At 67.4% G+C, this 16,322-nt stretch carries 12 protein-coding genes; 4 read left to right on the top strand and 8 right to left on the bottom strand.

Annotated features, from left to right (window positions below; translation table 11 throughout):
* Positions 1–582: 582 nt before the first annotated feature.
* The 8 genes from ABZV38_RS24375 to ABZV38_RS24340 form a co-directional block, all read right to left on the bottom strand.
* Positions 583–1,725, bottom strand: coding sequence for a dipeptide ABC transporter ATP-binding protein (locus ABZV38_RS24375; RefSeq protein ID WP_356330182.1), 1,143 nt, complete (start codon positions 1,723–1,725; stop codon positions 583–585).
* Positions 1,718–2,776 carry an ABC transporter ATP-binding protein gene (locus tag ABZV38_RS24370; protein WP_356330180.1) on the bottom strand — a complete coding sequence of 353 codons (1,059 nt, stop codon included), beginning with the start codon at positions 2,774–2,776 and terminating at the stop codon, positions 1,718–1,720. The genes ABZV38_RS24375 and ABZV38_RS24370 overlap by 8 nt, the downstream gene beginning before the upstream one ends.
* An 11-nt stretch (positions 2,777–2,787) precedes the next feature.
* On the bottom strand, positions 2,788–3,732 hold the full coding sequence (locus ABZV38_RS24365) for an ABC transporter permease (protein WP_356330178.1): 945 nt from the start codon (positions 3,730–3,732) through the stop codon (positions 2,788–2,790).
* Positions 3,725–4,657 (bottom strand): ABC transporter permease, encoded by a 933-nt coding sequence (locus ABZV38_RS24360; protein ID WP_356330176.1) that lies wholly within the window; start codon positions 4,655–4,657, stop codon positions 3,725–3,727. Before ABZV38_RS24360 ends, ABZV38_RS24365 begins: the two co-directional genes overlap by 8 nt.
* A gap of 166 nt (positions 4,658–4,823) precedes the next feature.
* Positions 4,824–6,464, bottom strand: coding sequence for an ABC transporter substrate-binding protein (locus ABZV38_RS24355; protein ID WP_356330175.1), 1,641 nt, complete (start codon positions 6,462–6,464; stop codon positions 4,824–4,826).
* Positions 6,465–6,870: 406 nt separating this feature from the next.
* A complete protein-coding gene (gene typA / locus ABZV38_RS24350; protein ID WP_356330173.1) occupies positions 6,871–8,742 on the bottom strand; it encodes a translational GTPase TypA in 1,872 nt (623 codons plus the stop codon).
* A gap of 138 nt (positions 8,743–8,880) precedes the next feature.
* Positions 8,881–9,564: a hypothetical protein gene (locus ABZV38_RS24345; protein WP_356330171.1), complete on the bottom strand. Its 684-nt coding sequence runs from the start codon at positions 9,562–9,564 to the stop codon at positions 8,881–8,883.
* 286 nt (positions 9,565–9,850) lie between these two features.
* The gene (locus tag ABZV38_RS24340; RefSeq protein WP_356330169.1) at positions 9,851–12,214 is read right to left on the bottom strand and encodes an ABC transporter family substrate-binding protein; all 2,364 of its coding nucleotides are present in this window, start codon (positions 12,212–12,214) and stop codon (positions 9,851–9,853) included.
* A 284-nt stretch (positions 12,215–12,498) separates the two neighbouring features.
* On the opposite strand from ABZV38_RS24340, the gene ABZV38_RS24335 reads away from it, so the two are divergent.
* Genes ABZV38_RS24335 through ABZV38_RS24320 form a run of 4 tightly spaced genes read left to right on the top strand, consistent with a single transcriptional unit; the run spans position 12,499 to position 16,322 of the window.
* Positions 12,499–12,765, top strand: coding sequence for a hypothetical protein (locus ABZV38_RS24335; protein WP_356330167.1), 267 nt, complete (start codon positions 12,499–12,501; stop codon positions 12,763–12,765).
* Between the two features lie 9 nt (positions 12,766–12,774).
* The gene (locus ABZV38_RS24330) at positions 12,775–13,635 is read left to right on the top strand and encodes a hypothetical protein (RefSeq protein WP_356330165.1); all 861 of its coding nucleotides are present in this window, start codon (positions 12,775–12,777) and stop codon (positions 13,633–13,635) included.
* Entirely contained in the window at positions 13,636–15,549 is a 1,914-nt protein-coding gene (locus ABZV38_RS24325; protein ID WP_356330163.1) for a fumarate reductase/succinate dehydrogenase flavoprotein subunit, read from the top strand. It begins immediately after the preceding gene.
* On the top strand, positions 15,546–16,322 hold the full coding sequence (locus tag ABZV38_RS24320) for a succinate dehydrogenase/fumarate reductase iron-sulfur subunit (protein WP_356330161.1): 777 nt from the start codon (positions 15,546–15,548) through the stop codon (positions 16,320–16,322). Before ABZV38_RS24325 ends, ABZV38_RS24320 begins: the two co-directional genes overlap by 4 nt.

Genomic DNA, 16,322 nt, shown 5'->3' with positions numbered 1-16,322 from the left:
GAATTCCGAGTCGGCGCCGCCCGCATATCGGACTCAATACTGGAATCCTCCCTACATGTAACGAACATCCTTTCGATTCGACCAAGGACGTTACTTTAGTCATGTATCGGTCAAACCCCCAGACCACCTCAGGCAACCGGACATTCATTGACCCTCCGTGAATTGCGTTGCAAAAGCCCGAGCAGCCCGTAGGTGTTGCCCTGCGGAGTCCTTCGACCCTCGGGCCAGGAGCGCCATGAGGGCAGCCGGGACGGGCATCTGACCGCCTCCCACCACCCGGAGGGCTTCCGGGACCGTGTCGTCCGTCCCGCGGGCGCGAACGGCCCAGGACGCACTCAGCCCGGCCAGGAAGAACACCGAGGCCCCCAAGGCCGGGGGCTGACACCCCTGACCTCGCCGCGGAGACGGCCGGGCGGAGACGGATCCGATCGGTCCGCGATCCACCTGGCTCCTCCGGCCCGGGGAACCGAGCACGTCGGCCCATTGACCCGAGCCACCTGCGAGCCCGGTTCCCTGGACATGGGAAAGGCGCCCGGAACCGATCGGTTCCGGGCGCCTTCGTGTCTGCGCCTTCGAGCAGGACTACGCCGCGTGCACGACGTCCTTCTCCTCGGCGAAGTGGCACGCCGACTCGTGCGCGGCCGGGGTGTCCGAGGACTTGAAGCGCTCGGGGATCGCCAGCAGCGGCACCTCCGTCGCGCACTTGTCCTGGGCCTTCCAGCAGCGGGTGCGGAAGCGGCAGCCCGACGGCGGGTTCGCCGGCGACGGGACGTCCCCGGTGAGGATGATCCGCTCGCGGCCCTCACGGGCCTCCGGGTCCGGAACCGGGACCGCCGACAGCAGCGCCTGGGTGTAGGGGTGCGTCGGGTGGTCGTAGATCTGCGTGTCCGTACCGATCTCGGCCATCTTGCCGAGGTACATGACGCCGACCCGGTCCGAGATGTGCCGGACGATCGACAGGTCGTGCGCGATGAAGAGGTAGGAGAGATTGAACTCGTCCTGCAGCTTCTCCATCAGGTTGATGACCTGCGCCTGCACCGACACGTCGAGCGCGGAGACCGGCTCGTCGCAGATGATGATCTCCGGGTTGAGCGCGAGGCCGCGGGCGATGCCGATGCGCTGGCGCTGACCGCCGGAGAACTGGTGCGGATAACGGTTGATGTACTCCGGGTTGAGACCCACGACATCCAGGAGGTCCTGCACCTTGCGGCGCCGGTCACCCTTCGGGGCCACCTCCGGGTGGATCTCGAAGGGCTCCCCGATGATGTCGCCGACCGTCATCCGCGGGTTCAGCGAGGTGTACGGGTCCTGGAACACCATCTGGATGTTCCGGCGCACGGCCTTCAGCGCACGGCCGGACAGCTTGGTGATGTCCTGGCCCTTGTAGAAGACCTCACCGGCGGTGGCCCGCTCCAGCGTCATCAGGAGCTTGGCGACCGTGGACTTGCCACAGCCGGACTCGCCCACGATGCCGAGCGTCTCGCCCTGGTACAGGTCGAACGAGATGCCGTCCACGGCCTTGACCGCACCGACCTGCTTCTTGAACAGGATGCCCTGGGTCAGCGGGAAGTGCTTGACCAGGTTCCGGACCTGGAGGATCGGCTCGCCCTGCGCCACCGGCGCGTCGATGGCGGCAACCGCCTCCGCCTCGGTGACCGCGTCGACCGTCTCCACTTCGGTGACGTTCGGGGTGGCGTCCACGGGCTCCTTGTTGAGGTCAGCCATGGATCGTCTCCTTCCAGAAGTGGCAGGCGCTGCCGCGGCCGACCAGCTCGGTGCCGTCCTGCTCGGTCACCGGGCGCAGGGCCGGGATGTCCGTACGGCAGATGTCCTGCGCCATCGTGCAGCGCGGGTTGAAGGCACAACCCGTGGGCACGTGGAGCAGGTTGGGCGGCAGGCCCTTGATCGCGAAGAGCTCCTGGCCCTTCTGGTCCAGCCGCGGGATCGACTCCAGCAGACCCTTGGTGTACGGGTGCGCCGGGCGCTTGTAGATCTCGTGGACCGGGGCGGTCTCGACGATCCGGCCCGCGTACATCACGGCGATCTTGTCGGCGACGTCCGCGACGACACCGAGGTCGTGCGTGATCAGGATGAGACCCATGTTGTACTCGCGCTGGAGCTCCGCGAGGAGGTCCATCACCTGGGCCTGCACGGTCACGTCGAGCGCCGTCGTCGGTTCGTCGGCGATGATCAGGTCCGGTTCCAGGGCCAGCGCCATGGCGATCATGATGCGCTGACGCATGCCGCCGGAGAACTGGTGCGGGTAGTCCGAGACCCGGGCCTTGGCGGCCGGGATCTTGACCTGGTCCATCAGGTCGATGGCCTTGGCCTTCGCGTCCTTCTTGGACAGCCCCTGGTGGACCCGGAACATCTCGGCGAGCTGGTAGCCGACGGTGAGGACCGGGTTCAGCGAGGAGAGCGCGTCCTGGAAGATCATCGCGATCTTCTGGCCGCGGATCTGGCGGCGCTCCTCGTAGGACATCTTCAGCATGTCCTGGCCCCGGAAGAAGATCTCGCCCTGCGGAATCTTGCCGGGCGGCATGTCGAGGATGCCCATGATGGCCTGCGCCGTCACGGACTTGCCGGAGCCCGACTCGCCGAGAACGGCGAGCGTCTCTCCGGCGTTCACGCTGTAGTTGACGCCGTTGACTGCCTTGGCCACACCGTCGCGGGTGTGGAACTCCACGTGCAGGTCACGGACTTCGAGCAGCGGGCCGACGTGGTCGTCACCCGAGCGCGGGGACGGGACTTCAGCGGTCTTGTCGATGGTAGTCACGTACGCCCTCCTTATCGCGACTTCGGATCGAGGGCGTTGCGGACGGCTTCGCCGAGCATGATGAACGCCAGAACGGTGATGCTGAGCATGATCGACGGGTACAGCAGGATGTGCTGCGCGACGCGGATCTGGCTGGCGCCACCGGAGATGTCGATGCCCCACGAGATCGTCGGCTCGGCGAGCCCCAGACCCAGGTAGGACAGGGTGGCCTCGGCCGAGATGTACACACCCAGCGAGATGGTCGCGACGACGATCACCGGGGCCATGGCGTTCGGCAGGATGTGCTTGAACAGGATCCGGGACGTGCCCGCACCCAGAGCCCTGGCCGCCTGGACGTAGTCCGACTGCTTGATGGTGATCACGGCCCCGCGCATGACACGCGCGATCTGCGTCCAGCCGAGGAACGCGAGGGCGAGGACCACGCTCCAGACGGAGCGGTCGGTGAACGCCTGCAGGACCACCATGGCGCCGAGCAGGAAGGGCAGGCCGAGGAAGATGTTGGTGAACCCGGACAGGAGCGCGTCGATCCAGCCGCCGAAGTAGCCGCCCAGCATGCCGATCAGGCCACCGAACACGGTCACCAGCGCGGTGACGGAGATACCGACGATCACCGAGGCCCGGGTGCCGTAGATGACACGCGCGTAGACACTGCGGCCCTGACCGTCGTAACCCAGCCAGTCGGGCGAACCGACCTTGCCGAGCTCGGGCTTGCCGAGGAAGTGGTGGGCCAGGTCGCTGCTGGTGGGCGAGGCACTGGTGAACAGCCCCGGGAACACCGTCATCACGAGCAGGATCACGATGAGGGCGGACGAGATGACGAAGTACCAGTTGGAGCGGAGGTCGACCCACGCGTCGCCCCAGAGGCTGCGGGCCTTCTCGGCCTTCGCCTTCTGCGGAGCCGCGACGGGAGGCTTGACGTCCTCGGGCGCGGGGGCGGTCTTGGTCACGTCAGGCATAACGGATCCTCGGGTCCAGGACCGCGTACAGCAGGTCGACGAGCAGGCTCATGAAGAGGTAGACGAGCACCAGTACGGTGACCAGGCCGACCAGGGTGGTGCCTTCGCGTCGGACGATCGACTCGTAGATGGTGCCGCCGACGCCCTTCACGTTGAACAGGCCCTCGGTCACGACCGCGCCGCCCATCAGGGCGCCCAGGTCGGTGCCGAGGAAAGTGATGACGGGGATCAGCGAGTTGCGCATCAGGTGCACACCGACGATGCGGCGCCTGGGAAGTCCCTTGGCTACGGCGGTACGCATGTAGTCCGAGCGAAGGTTCTCGGCCATCGTCGTACGGGTCAGTCGCGCCACGTAGGCGAGGGAGAGCGACCCAAGCACGACGGCCGGTGCTATCAGCTCGCTCCACGTCGCTTCGTTCGAGACGTTCGGCGCGATCCAGTCGAGCTGGAACGCGAACACCGACTTGACGATAAACCCGAGAACGAACACCGGGATGGAGATGATCAGCAGGGTGAAGACCAGGATCACGTTGTCCGCGAGGCGGCCGGCGCGCAGCCCGGCGACCATGCCGAGGCCGATACCGAGAACGATCTCGATGAGGAACGCCATGGCGGCCAGTCGCAGGGTGACGGGGAACGCGTCACCGAGGACGTCCGTGACCGGACGACCGCTGGCTATCTGAGTGCCGAAATCAAAATGCCAGGCGATGCCTGTCATGTAATTCCAGTACTGCTGCAGGATCGGCTGGTCCAGCCCCAGTTGGTGCCGCATGGCAGCCAGGGTGGCAGGGTCAGCGCCCTTGTCCCCGAAGAGTCCCCGCACGGGGTCGCCGGGCAGGGTGTAGACCATCAGGAAGATCAGCAGGGTTGTCCCGATGAAGACCGGGATCATCTGGAGCAGTCGTCGTGCGACATAGCGCCCCATGGTGCCTCCATGTAAGTGGCAAGCGGCAGCCGACGGGCCCTCCCCCGTCACCGACCCCCTGTGGGGTTGTCGGTGACGGGAAAGGGCCCCCCGGCCACGGCGTGCAGGCTGGTCCGGGACCGATGTCAGTGTCGGTCCCGCACCGGCCCGCGGACTACGTCGGTGGTTACTTCTTGACCTGAACTTCGGTCAGGATCGGGTCGCCGTCCTGGGCGTACTGGACGTTCTGGACCTTCTCCGAGTAACCGGCATTGACCTTGTAGTACCAGAGCGGGATGGTCGGCATGTAGTTGACCAGCTCCTTCTCGATCTCCTGGTACCCCTTGACCGACTCGTCGAGCGTGGCAGCGGAGTCCGCGGCCTTGATCTTCTTGTCGAGGTCCTTGTTGGAGAAGAAGCCGTTGTTGCCGGCCGCACCCGTACGGAACAGGTCGCTGATGAAGTTCGCGTTCACCGGGTAGTCGAGCACCCAGCCGCCGCGGTAGAACGACTTGACCTGCTTGGCGTCACGGGCGTCCAGGTCGGCCTGGAAGTCGACCTTCGAGTCGCCGGCGCACGCGACGCCGGTCGCCTGGGTGATGCTGTTGCAGACAGCCTCGACCCATTCCTTGTGGCCGCCGTCGGCGTTGAACTGGATGTAGATCTTGTTACCCGGAACACCGCCGCCCTCCTTGATGAGAGCCTTGGCCTTCGTCGGGTTGTACGTGGTGACGTCACCCGCGACGTTCGGCTGGTAGCCGAGAACACCCTTGGCGACCCAGCCCGTGGCCGGCTCGCGGGTGCCCTGGAGCACCGTCTTGGTGATGGTGTCGCGGTCGATCGCCATCGACAGGCCCTGCAGGACCTTCGGGTCGGTGTTCTTCCACTGCTTGGTGTACGTGGCGACACCGAGCGTCTGGATGGCGGAGTACGCCTTGCCCACGGCGCGGTCACCGAGGTCGGACCGGTAGACCGGGAGGTCCTTCGGCGCGATCTGGCGCAGCACGTCGACGTTGCCGGACTTAAGGTCCTCGTAGGCGGTCTCGAGGGTGGTGTAGTTCTTGAAGATCACACCACCGTTCTTAGCCTTGTCGAGGCCCTTGTAGTCGTCGTAGCGGACGACCTTGATCTGCTTCTTGTGGTCCCAGCTGACGAACTTGTACGCGCCGTTGCCGACCGGCTTCTCACCGGCAGCCTTCGGGTCCGCGTAGAAGGACTCGGGCAGCGGCGAGAAGACCGTGTAGCCGAGCTTGTACGAGAAGTACGGCAGCGGGCTGTTGAGCTCGATGGTGAAGGTGTAGTCGTCGACGACCTTCAGACCCGACATGGCGTCACCCTTGGGCTTGGCCTTCTCGCCCTCGGGGTGGACGTCGGCGAAGCCCTTGATGTCGGCGAACCAGGACGCGTTGGTCTGGGCGTTCTTGATGTTCGCGGCCCAGTTCCACGCCTTGACGTAGGACTCGGCGGTGACCGGCGTTCCGTCGTGGAACTTCCAGTCCTTCTTGAGCTTGACCGTCCAGAGCTTGCTGTCCTTGGTGTCGACAGACTCGGCGTTGATCATCTCAAGCTTGCCGGCCGGGTCGTAGTCGACCAGCTGCGAGAAGATCGCGTCGGTGACGATGCTGCCGTTCGACTCCATCGTGTTCGCCGGCTGCAGCGGGTTCTGCGGCTCACCGACCTCGACGGAAAAGATGCCGTTGGCGTTGACAGCACCCTTGGCGCTGTCGCCCCCCTTGCCCTTGTCGTCTCCGCCGCTACCACAAGCGGTCGCAGCCAGGGCGATGATGGCCGCTCCCGCGACCCACTTGGCGCTCTTGGCACCACGCATGGGTTTCCTCCTCATGAGTCCACTTTTGACTACAAGAAAGGCACTGGCGTGATACACCGACACCCCTGACGGTGATCGTTTCAGTGCCTCGAGTGTGCTCGTGAGTCGGCACTCCCCACAGTGCGTGACCCATTGACCCGAGCTCAATGGAGCCAACTATTAAGTACGCCCGGGCTGTAAACCACACTTAAAGGGTCTCGGTTTGACAACATCGACCAGGCGTGGTTGACCGAAATCCGGACAAAGTGATCCCAGACAGACACCCGCGAAACGGACCGTTAACACATGTTCCGGAGAGCGACGCCCGATATCCGGACGCCCCGGACAGGAAATCGAGTTGACGAAAAGCCCGGGCCCCCACCGTGTCTGCGGGGGTCCGGGCCTGGTGCCGAGGGGGCGTACGAGATCAGCGCTTGGCGCGCGACGCGGAGCGGCCGCGCTCCTTCTGGTCCAATACGACCTTGCGGATACGGACCGTCTCCGGGGTCACCTCGATGCACTCGTCGTCGCGGCAGAACTCCAGCGACTGCTCGAGCGACAGCTTGCGGGCGGGCACCACGTTCTCCGTGGTGTCCGCGGAAGCCGCACGCATGTTGGTGAGCTTCTTCTCCTTGGTGATGTTCACGTCCATGTCGTCGGCGCGCGAGTTCTCGCCGATGATCATGCCCTCGTAGACCTCGGTGGTGGCCTCCGTGAAGATGACACCGCGCTCCTGGAGGTTGACCATGGCGAACGGCGTCACCACGCCCGCACGGTCCGCCACCAGCGAGCCGTTGTGACGCGTGCGCAGCTCGCCGAACCACGGCTCGTGGCCCTCGAAGAGGGAGTGCGCGATGCCCGTGCCGCGGGTCTGGGTCAGGAACTCCGTACGGAAGCCGATCAGGCCGCGGGACGGGACGATCCACTCCATGCGGACCCAGCCCGAACCGTGGTTCGTCATCGTCTCCATGCGGCCCTTACGGGTCGCCATGAGCTGCGTGATGGCGCCGAGGTGCTCCTCCGGCGAGTCGATCGTCATGCGCTCGATCGGCTCGTGCGTCTTGCCGTCGACCTGCTTGGTGACCACCTGCGGCTTGCCGACGGTGAGCTCGAAGCCCTCGCGGCGCATGGTCTCGATGAGAATGGCCAGGGCGAGCTCACCACGGCCCTGGACCTCCCAGGCGTCGGGGCGCTCGGTCTCCAGGACACGGAGCGAGACGTTACCGACCAGCTCCCGGTCCAGACGGTCCTTGATCTGCCGGGCAGTGACCTTGTGGCCCTTGCCGCCCTTGCCGACCAGCGGCGAGGTGTTCGCACCGATGGTCATCGAGATGGCCGGCTCGTCGACCGTGATCAGCGGCAGCGCGATCGGGTTCTCGGGGTCGGCCAGGGTCTCGCCGATCATGATGTCCGGGATACCGGCGATCGCGCAGATGTCGCCCGGACCGGCCTTCTCGGCGGGCTTACGGGTGAGCGCCTCGGTCATCATGAGCTCGGTGATGCGGACGTTGGACATCGAGCCGTCGCGCTTGATCCACGCGACGGTCTGGCCCTTGCGCAGCTCGCCCTGCTCGACACGGCACAGCGCGATACGGCCGAGGAAGTTGTCGGCGTCCAGGTTGGTGACGTGGGCCTGGAGGGGCGCGTCGTCGTCGTACTCCGGGGCCGGGACCGCGGAGAGGATCGTGCTGAAGAACGGCTCCAGGCTGTCGCTGTCCGGCGGGACGGTACCGTCCTCCGGCTTGGTCAGCGAGGCGACGCCGTCACGGGCACAGGCGTAGACGATCGGGAACTCGATCTGGTCCTCGTCGGCGTCCAGGTCCAGGAAGAGGTCGTACGTCTCGTCGATGACCTCGGCGATCCGGGAGTCCGGACGGTCCGTCTTGTTGATGCAGAGGATGACCGGCAGCCTAGCCGTCAGCGCCTTGCGGAGCACGAAGCGGGTCTGCGGGAGCGGGCCCTCCGACGCGTCGACCAGCAGGACGACCGCGTCCACCATCGACAGGCCGCGCTCGACCTCGCCACCGAAGTCGGCGTGGCCGGGGGTGTCGATGATGTTGATGGTGATGACGTCGCCGCCATCCTTCGGGTGGTACTTGACGGCCGTGTTCTTGGCCAGGATCGTGATGCCCTTCTCACGCTCCAGGTCGTTCGAGTCCATCATGCGGTCGTCGAGGTGCTCGGCGGCGTGCGCGGCGAAGGCGCCCGCCTGCTTGAGCATGGCGTCGACCAGCGTGGTCTTGCCGTGGTCGACGTGGGCGACGATGGCTACGTTACGGATGTCGTGGCGCGTGGGCATGGGTGGCTTGCGCTTCTCTCGGATCGTGGGATCAGGCGTCTTAGTCGGTCTCAAGTCCTGGTACGCCCGCCGGGCGGACGCGCCACGGCTACCCCCCATGGTACGGGGCTGGCGCCGTAGCGGCTTCCCGGGCAGGTGTTACCAGTGACAGGAGAGGCGCACCGCTTCACGGGCCGCTGCCGTTGCCTGCTTGGTCAGCGGCGTCTCACACCTGATGTCTCCGCCCCCCGAAGAGGTCCAGCTCACCACGTGCCCGACGGTCCGTTCCCCCTGCTTTCCAGGACCGCAGGAGTGGCGGAAATCGGTCTCGATCAGCTGTACCGAGCTGAACTCCACAAGGTGACCGGCAGCGCCGCTGAATTCGCCGCCGGCGTTGTCGACAGGCGCATACTCCCCCGGTTCGCCCAGCCCCGATGTCTCGTCCCCCTTCTCCGCCAGGCCGAGGTGAACACCGAGCGCGAGCAGCACGGCGTCGTTGTCCGGCGCGGTCCCCTGGGTCCCGTCGGTCCGTACGGACGCCATGTCCGTACGCAGGCGGCGCATCGGCTCGGTGAACTTGGCGGCCTTGGCGGTGAAGCGCTGGGGCTCGGTGACCCCGTTGAGCACCCACCGACGCTGGGTGTTGAACCAGGTGTAGGTGCCACCCTTGCAGGGCCGGGCCCGTGATTCCGTGACGGGAACGTTGCCTGCGCCGGTCGTCGCGGCCGTCGGCGAACCGGCCGACCGCGGCTTCTCGCGCGTGGTTCCGTCACTCGACGTACAGGCGCTCACGCCCGTCGCCATGACGGCAGCGACAGCTACGGCTGCCAGTGTCCGCTTCATGTTTGCGCCCCCGTGATCATGTCTTCCGGTGAATTTCACCGGTGGTCATGGCCATGGTCCCCACGGCGAGGCGGAGGGACGCGGGACTTGAGCAACTTCAGAGGTGGGGCTCCGAAGCTGAGGGGCTCTGAGGTGGGGCTCGGAGTTGGGGCTCCGGTGCGGGGCTCAGAGGTGGGGGGACGGAGCGGCTACCCGGGTCAACAGGTGCTCATGACCTTGCCCGCCGAGGACCCCGGCGGGCAAGGGACTTGAGCCACTTCTGAGCTTCCGTTGAGGTTCTGACCTGCTACTTCTTACGATTCGCGGCGGAACCTGCCGGTTGCGGCTTCTTGAAACCGATGTCCTGGTAGTGGGGTGCCCCGAAGCCGAAGGCGCCGACGTTGACGAGCTTCCTGTCGGTGGCCACCAGCTGCGGACGCTGATAGAGCGGAATCGATCCTGCGGCCGCCCAGATGCGGGCGTCGGCCTGCTTCATCAGGTCCCGGGCGGCGCCCTCGTCGAGCTCGGAGAGCGCCTCGTCGAAGAGCTGGTCGATGTGGTCCGTACCGACGCGGGTGTAGTTCTGCTCGACGAGCAGCGAGCCGTCAGTGGCGGGCACCGGCTTGGCGAAGATCGGCCGGTCGTCGGTGGCCGGGTAGGCGGTGGCGGGCCAGGAGTACAGCGCCAGGTCGTACTCGCCTGAGGCGACATGGTCCTTGAAGTAGTTGGCGTCCGCCACCTTGGTGATCTCCGTGCGGATGCCGATCGAATCGAGCATGGCCGAAATCTTGTCCCCGACGGCCCGCAGCGACTCCGAGCCGGGACCGGACGGCAGGACGAAACGCAAGGTCAGTGGCTTGCCGTCCTTGCCGAGCGTGCCACGGACGGAGTCGGCGGCCTTGGCCGGAGCTGCGGGGGCCGCGGTGCCCACGGGGGCGTAGGCACCGGCGACGTCGCCCGGTCCGCGGTCCTGTGCGGTGACCTTGCCGCGGGCGCTTTCGGCGGTGCCGGTGTCGGCGACGGTGCGGGCGTCCGTGAAGGCGCCGGCCTGGCGCAGCAGGGCGGCACTCTGAACGGCGGCGGCCCGGGCGGGGGCGAGGACGTGGCCGGTGCCCACGTCCTCGCGTGGACCGATGCTGGAATCCTCGTCCTCGCGCGGCTTGTCGTCGTTGCCGGGCCTGTTGTCGCCCGGCCGGTTGTCGCCGGGCCTGTCGGCCTTCTCCGCCTTGTCGGCCTCGCCTCCCTTCCCCTTCACCTTCTCGCCCTCACTGCCCGCCTTCGTGCCGTCGGACTTCTTCGTCGCGCCGTCCCGTGTCCAGCCGGCTTCGGCCAGCAGCGCCTGCGCCGCCTTGGTGTTCTGGTCGCCGAGTGCGCCGCTGTTGTCCTGGTATCCGGGCTGCCCGGCCAGCGCCAGGTGGTTGCCGAGCGGTACGGCGGGCAGGCCGAGCGGCCCCAGTACGGTGTCGACGAGCACCTGGCGGTCGAGGGCGCGGGCCACCGCGCGGCGTACCCGGTCGTCGGCGAGCGGCCCGGACTCGCCGTTCAGCGCGAGCTGCGTGTAGGCGGGCTCCAGCGACTTGCGTACGACATAGGCGCGCAGCCTGTCCTGCTCGGTGGCGTACACCTTCGCGGCTTTCCGGGTCTTCTCCCGGCTCGCCCGGGCGGCCGCCGCCGCCTTGGCGTCGGAGCCGTGTGCCAGCGCCCAGGAGCGCAGTGCGGCGGCGGGTCCGATCTCGGAGCCCGGGCCGTGGGCGAGCGGCTGTCCGTTCCCTCCGTTGTCGCGCACCGCGGCCACGATCCGGTGCGCCGTCCCGGCGTCGATGTCGGCGATGTCGACCTTGCCGCCGGCCAGCGCCCGGACCCGGTCCTGCGGCTTGACCGCCCGGAAGACCAACGAGTCGAGCTTGGCCGGGCGGCCCCACCAGTGCGGATTGCGGATCAGGGTGACCGCGCCCGTCCCCTTGTTCACGCTGCGCAGCCGAAACGGTCCTGAAGTGGCCTCGAGGGTGGTGCGCGCCCCGTCGTTGAAGGCGTTCGGGGAGCTGGTCACCTGCTTCGGGTACAGCGGGGAGAAGAGCGAACGCCACTCCCCGTACGGCTTGGCGAAGGTGACCCGGACCTCCAGGTCGCTCTTGCCGCGCTCGATCCGCTCGATCCGGTCGTAGCCTGCGTTGCGGGCGGTCCAGAACGCCGAGTCCTTGCCGCTCAGCGCGCGCCACTGGGCGACGAAGTCGGGGGCCCCGATCTCCCGGCCGTCGCTCCAGACCGCCTCCTGGTTGATCCGGTAGAGCACGACCTGCTTGGGTTCGCGCTCGATGACCTTTGCCGATTCCAGATAGTCGGGGTTCAGCCGGGGGGTGCCCCTGTCGTCGAGCGGGAAGAGCGTCGGCAGCAGGGCCCCGGTGATGCGCGTGGTCGAGGCGTCGGCGTCCGCCTGGAAAGCGTTGAAGGTGGTGGGCATCGCGTCGATCGCCCAGTTGACCGTGCCTCCCTCGGCGACCTGGCCCCGGCCGACGGGGGCGACATCCTGCGGCACGACGGTGGCGACATCGGTCACCCTGTCCGAACTGCTGCACCCGGCCAGCGCGGGGATCGTGAGCACACCCGTCGCGAGGAGCGCGAGCGAGCGGCGCTTTCGGACTGTCCCGCGCGGGACGCCGACGTGGGACATGGCTGCTACCTCCGGGGCCGGCCCGGCCCACCCGCACACAGATGGGCCGGATTATGCGTTTTTAGTGGCATTTGCAGTTGATCACACTGATTCCGCTCATCCACTGAAGGTGCCCACGCGCGGGAGGCGGTGCCGACACGGCGCACCGGCCCCGAACCTCACCCGAGCGGCGGAGCGTCCGGTCAAGACGGAACGGCGCGCTCTCTTCCCAAAGGAGATGTGACGCGCGACACTCTCATGCGCATGAGCATTGCCACCCGCGACCGCGGAAGTGAGAGCAAGTCATGTCACTGCATGATGAGTTGACGGCTGTTCAGCACTGCCTCGACGACCTGGCCCGCACCGTCGGACGGCTGGAGCGGAGCCTTGCGCAGCTGCGCACGGCCGAAGCCGGTCCGCCGCCGCCCGGAGCCGCCGGTGGCACCGACCCCGCCGACGGCACCGTCACGGTCACCGACGTCATCACGATCACCGAGGCGCCGTACGACGCCACCCTGTGGACGGACTCGGACGACGAAGGTCTGGGCGTCCGCGGCAGGCACGCCCCCTAGGAGAGTTCCTTGGCCACCGGAACGGAACCAAGTGCGGAACCAGGTACGGAACCACCACAACTGAAGGGGACGGCCCGGCGCGGCGGTGTGCACGACGCCTCGCGGGCCGCCATCGCCGCCCGCCATCTGCGGACCGACCGCTGGTGGCTGGCGCCCGCGGTGACCGCGGGCGGGCTCCTCGTCTTCATCGTCTATTCGACATGGCGGGCCTTCTCGAACGCGGACTACTACGCCGCCCCCTATGTGTCGCCGTTCTACTCGCCCTGTCTGGCGGAGAACTGCGCCCCCATGCGGCACGGCCCGAACTGGGAGCTCTTCGGTAGTTGGTGGGGCCTCTCCCCCGCCCTGCTGATCCTGATCTTCCCGCTCGGCTTCCGGCTGACCTGCTACTACTACCGCAAGGCCTACTACCGGGGCTTCTGGGCCTCGCCCCCGGCCTGCGCGGTCGCCGAGCCGCACACGACGTACACCGGCGAGACCCGCTTCCCGCTGATCATGCAGAACATCCACCGGTACTTCTTCTACGCCGCACTGCCGGTCGCCGGGATCCTCACGTACGACACCGTGCTCTCCTTCCGCGACGAGCACTACGCCTGGGGCCACATGGGCCTCGGCTCCCTGATCTTCCTGGTCAACATCGCGCTGATCTGGGCGTACACCCTGTCCTGCCACTCCTGCCGGCACATCATCGGCGGTCGGCTGCGGCACTTCTCCAAGCACCCCGTGCGCTACCGGCTGTGGGGCTGGGTGGGCCGGCTCAACGCCCGGCACATGCTGCTGGCCTGGGCATCCCTGATCAGCGTGGCGCTCGCCGACTTCTACGTGTATCTCGTCGCCTCCGGCGCATTCGACGATCCGAGGTTTTTCTGAATGACAGAGCTCGAACGGCAGCAGTGGGACGTCGTCGTGGTCGGTGCCGGAGGCGCCGGGCTGCGCGCCGCCATCGAGGCACGGGAGCGCGGTGTCCGTACCGCGGTGATCTGCAAATCGCTCTTCGGCAAGGCGCACACGGTCATGGCGGAGGGCGGAATCGCCGCCTCCATGGGCAATGTGAACTCCGGGGACAACTGGCAGGTGCACTTCCGCGACACCATGCGCGGCGGGAAGTTCCTCAACCAGTGGCGGATGGCGGAGCTGCACGCCAAGGAGGCGCCGGACCGGGTCTGGGAGCTGGAGACCTGGGGTGCGCTCTTCGACCGTACGCCGGACGGAAAGATCTCCCAGCGCAACTTCGGCGGCCACGAGTACCCGCGGCTCGCACACGTCGGGGACCGTACCGGCCTCGAACTGATCCGCACCCTCCAGCAGAAGATCGTCTCGCTGCAGCAGGAGGACTACCGCGAACACGGCGACTACGAGGCCCGGTTGAAGGTCTTCCAGGAGTGCACCGTCACCCGCGTGCTGAAGGACGGCGACCGGGTGAGCGGGACCTTCTGCTACGAGCGGGAGTCCGGCCGCTTCTTCGTCCTCGAAGCCCCCGCGGTCGTCCTCGCCACCGGCGGCATCGGCAAGTCCTTCAAGGTGACGTCGAACTCCTGGGAGTACACCGGCGACGGCCACGCCCTCGCGCTGCTGGCGGGCGCGCCCCTGCTGAACATGGAGTTCGTGCAGTTCCACCCGACCGGCATGGTCTGGCCCCCGTCGGTGAAGGGGATCCTCGTCACCGAATCGGTGCGCGGCGACGGCGGGGTACTGCGCAACTCCGAGGGCAAGCGGTTCATGTTCGACTACGTCCCCGATGTGTTCAAGGAGAAGTACGCACAGTCGGAGGAGGAGGGCGACCGCTGGTACGAGGACCCGGACCACAACCGCCGCCCCCCCGAGCTGCTGCCGCGCGACGAGGTCGCCCGCGCGATCAACTCCGAGGTGAAGGCGGGCCGCGGCTCACCGCACGGCGGGGTGTTCCTGGATGTGTCGACCCGGATGCCCGCGGAGACGATCCGGCGGCGGCTGCCCTCGATGTACCACCAGTTCAAGGAACTGGCGGATGTCGACATCACCGCGGAGGCGATGGAGGTCGGCCCGACCTGCCACTACGTGATGGGCGGGATCGCCGTCGACTCCGACACCGCGGCGGCCGTCGCCGTGCCCGGCCTGTTCGCCGCGGGCGAGGTCGCGGGCGGTATGCACGGCTCCAACCGGCTCGGCGGGAACTCCCTCTCCGACCTGCTGGTCTTCGGCCGACGGGCCGGACTGCACGCCGCCGAGTACGCGGCCGGACAGTCCGCCGCCCCTCAGGTGGATGACGAGCAGATCGACGAGGCCGCGGCGGAGGCCCTGCGTCCGTTCAGCGCGGAGGGCCTGGAGGACGGGGCGACGGCAGAGAATCCGTACACCCTCCACCAGGAACTCCAGCAGACGATGAACGACCTGGTCGGCATCATCCGGCGGGCACCCGAGATGGAGCAGGCCCTGGAGAAGCTGGCCGCCCTCCGGGTACGGGCGCACCGCGCCGGGGTCGAAGGGCACCGGCAGTTCAACCCCGGCTGGCACCTCTCGCTGGACCTGCGGAACATGCTGCTGGTCAGCGAGTGCATTGCCCGGGCGGCCCTGGAGCGCACGGAGAGCCGCGGCGGTCACACCCGCGAGGACTGCCCGACGATGGAACGCTCCTGGCGGCCGGCCAATCTGCTGTGCCGGCTGTCCGACGACGCCGCCATGAAACCGGGCGGCCAGATCGAACTCGTACGGAAGACGACCGACCCCATCCGCCCGGATCTGCTCTCCCTCTTCGAGAAGGAGGAGCTGGTCAAGTACCTCGCCGAAGAGGAGCTGTACGAGTGAGCAGCTACGACGCACGGTTCAGGGTGTGGCGCGGGGACCCCGACGGCGGAGGTCTGGAGGACTTCACGGTCGAGGTGAACGACGGGGAGGTCGTCCTCGACATCATCCACCGGATCCAGGCCACCCAGGCGGGCGATCTGGCGGTGCGCTGGAACTGCAAGGCGGGCAAGTGCGGTTCGTGCAGCGCGGAGATCAACGGGCGGCCGCGGCTGATGTGCATGACCCGCATGTCGGTGTTCGGCAGGGAGGAGACGATCACCGTCACTCCGCTGCGGGCATTCCCGGTGGTCCGCGATCTGGTGACGGACGTGACGTTCAACTACACGAAGGCACGGGAAGTGCCCGCCTTCGTACCGCCGAAAGGGGTGGAGGCGGGCGACTACCGGATGCAGCAGGTCGACGTGGACCGCTCACAGGAGTTCCGCAAGTGCATCGAGTGCTTCCTGTGCCAGGACACCTGCCATGTGGTCCGCGACCACGAGGAGAACAAGACGGCGTTCGCCGGACCGCGCTTCCTGATGCGGGTCGCCGAGCTGGACATGCACCCCCTGGACGCCGCCGCCGAGTCGGGACTCGACCGGAAGGCGATGGCGCAGGAGGAACACGGGCTGGGCTACTGCAACATCACGAAGTGCTGCACGGAGGTGTGTCCCGAGCACATCAAGATCACGGACAATGCGCTGATCCCGCTGAAGGAGCGGGCGGTGGACCGCAAGTACGACCCGCTGGTGTGGCTGGGCAACAAGATCAGCCGACGTCGGGACGCTCCGTGA

The sequence above is a fragment of the Streptomyces sp. NPDC005181 genome (assembly GCF_040608395.1).
GTDB lineage: Bacteria > Actinomycetota > Actinomycetes > Streptomycetales > Streptomycetaceae > Streptomyces.
The sequence above is the reverse complement of the archived record's forward strand: the minus strand, read 5'-3'. Positions and strand labels throughout refer to the sequence as shown.

Coding starts and splice junctions, on each gene's coding strand:
- ABZV38_RS24355 (WP_356330175.1), bottom strand. CDS start 6,464: ATGCGTGGTGCCAAGAGCGCCAAGTGGGTCGCGGGAGCGGCCATCATC.
- ABZV38_RS24375 (WP_356330182.1), bottom strand. CDS start 1,725: ATGGCTGACCTCAACAAGGAGCCCGTGGACGCCACCCCGAACGTCACC.
- typA (WP_356330173.1), bottom strand. CDS start 8,742: ATGCCCACGCGCCACGACATCCGTAACGTAGCCATCGTCGCCCACGTC.
- ABZV38_RS24335 (WP_356330167.1), top strand. CDS start 12,499: ATGTCACTGCATGATGAGTTGACGGCTGTTCAGCACTGCCTCGACGAC.
- ABZV38_RS24340 (WP_356330169.1), bottom strand. CDS start 12,214: ATGTCCCACGTCGGCGTCCCGCGCGGGACAGTCCGAAAGCGCCGCTCG.
- ABZV38_RS24325 (WP_356330163.1), top strand. CDS start 13,636: ATGACAGAGCTCGAACGGCAGCAGTGGGACGTCGTCGTGGTCGGTGCC.
- ABZV38_RS24345 (WP_356330171.1), bottom strand. CDS start 9,564: ATGAAGCGGACACTGGCAGCCGTAGCTGTCGCTGCCGTCATGGCGACG.
- ABZV38_RS24360 (WP_356330176.1), bottom strand. CDS start 4,657: ATGGGGCGCTATGTCGCACGACGACTGCTCCAGATGATCCCGGTCTTC.
- ABZV38_RS24365 (WP_356330178.1), bottom strand. CDS start 3,732: ATGCCTGACGTGACCAAGACCGCCCCCGCGCCCGAGGACGTCAAGCCT.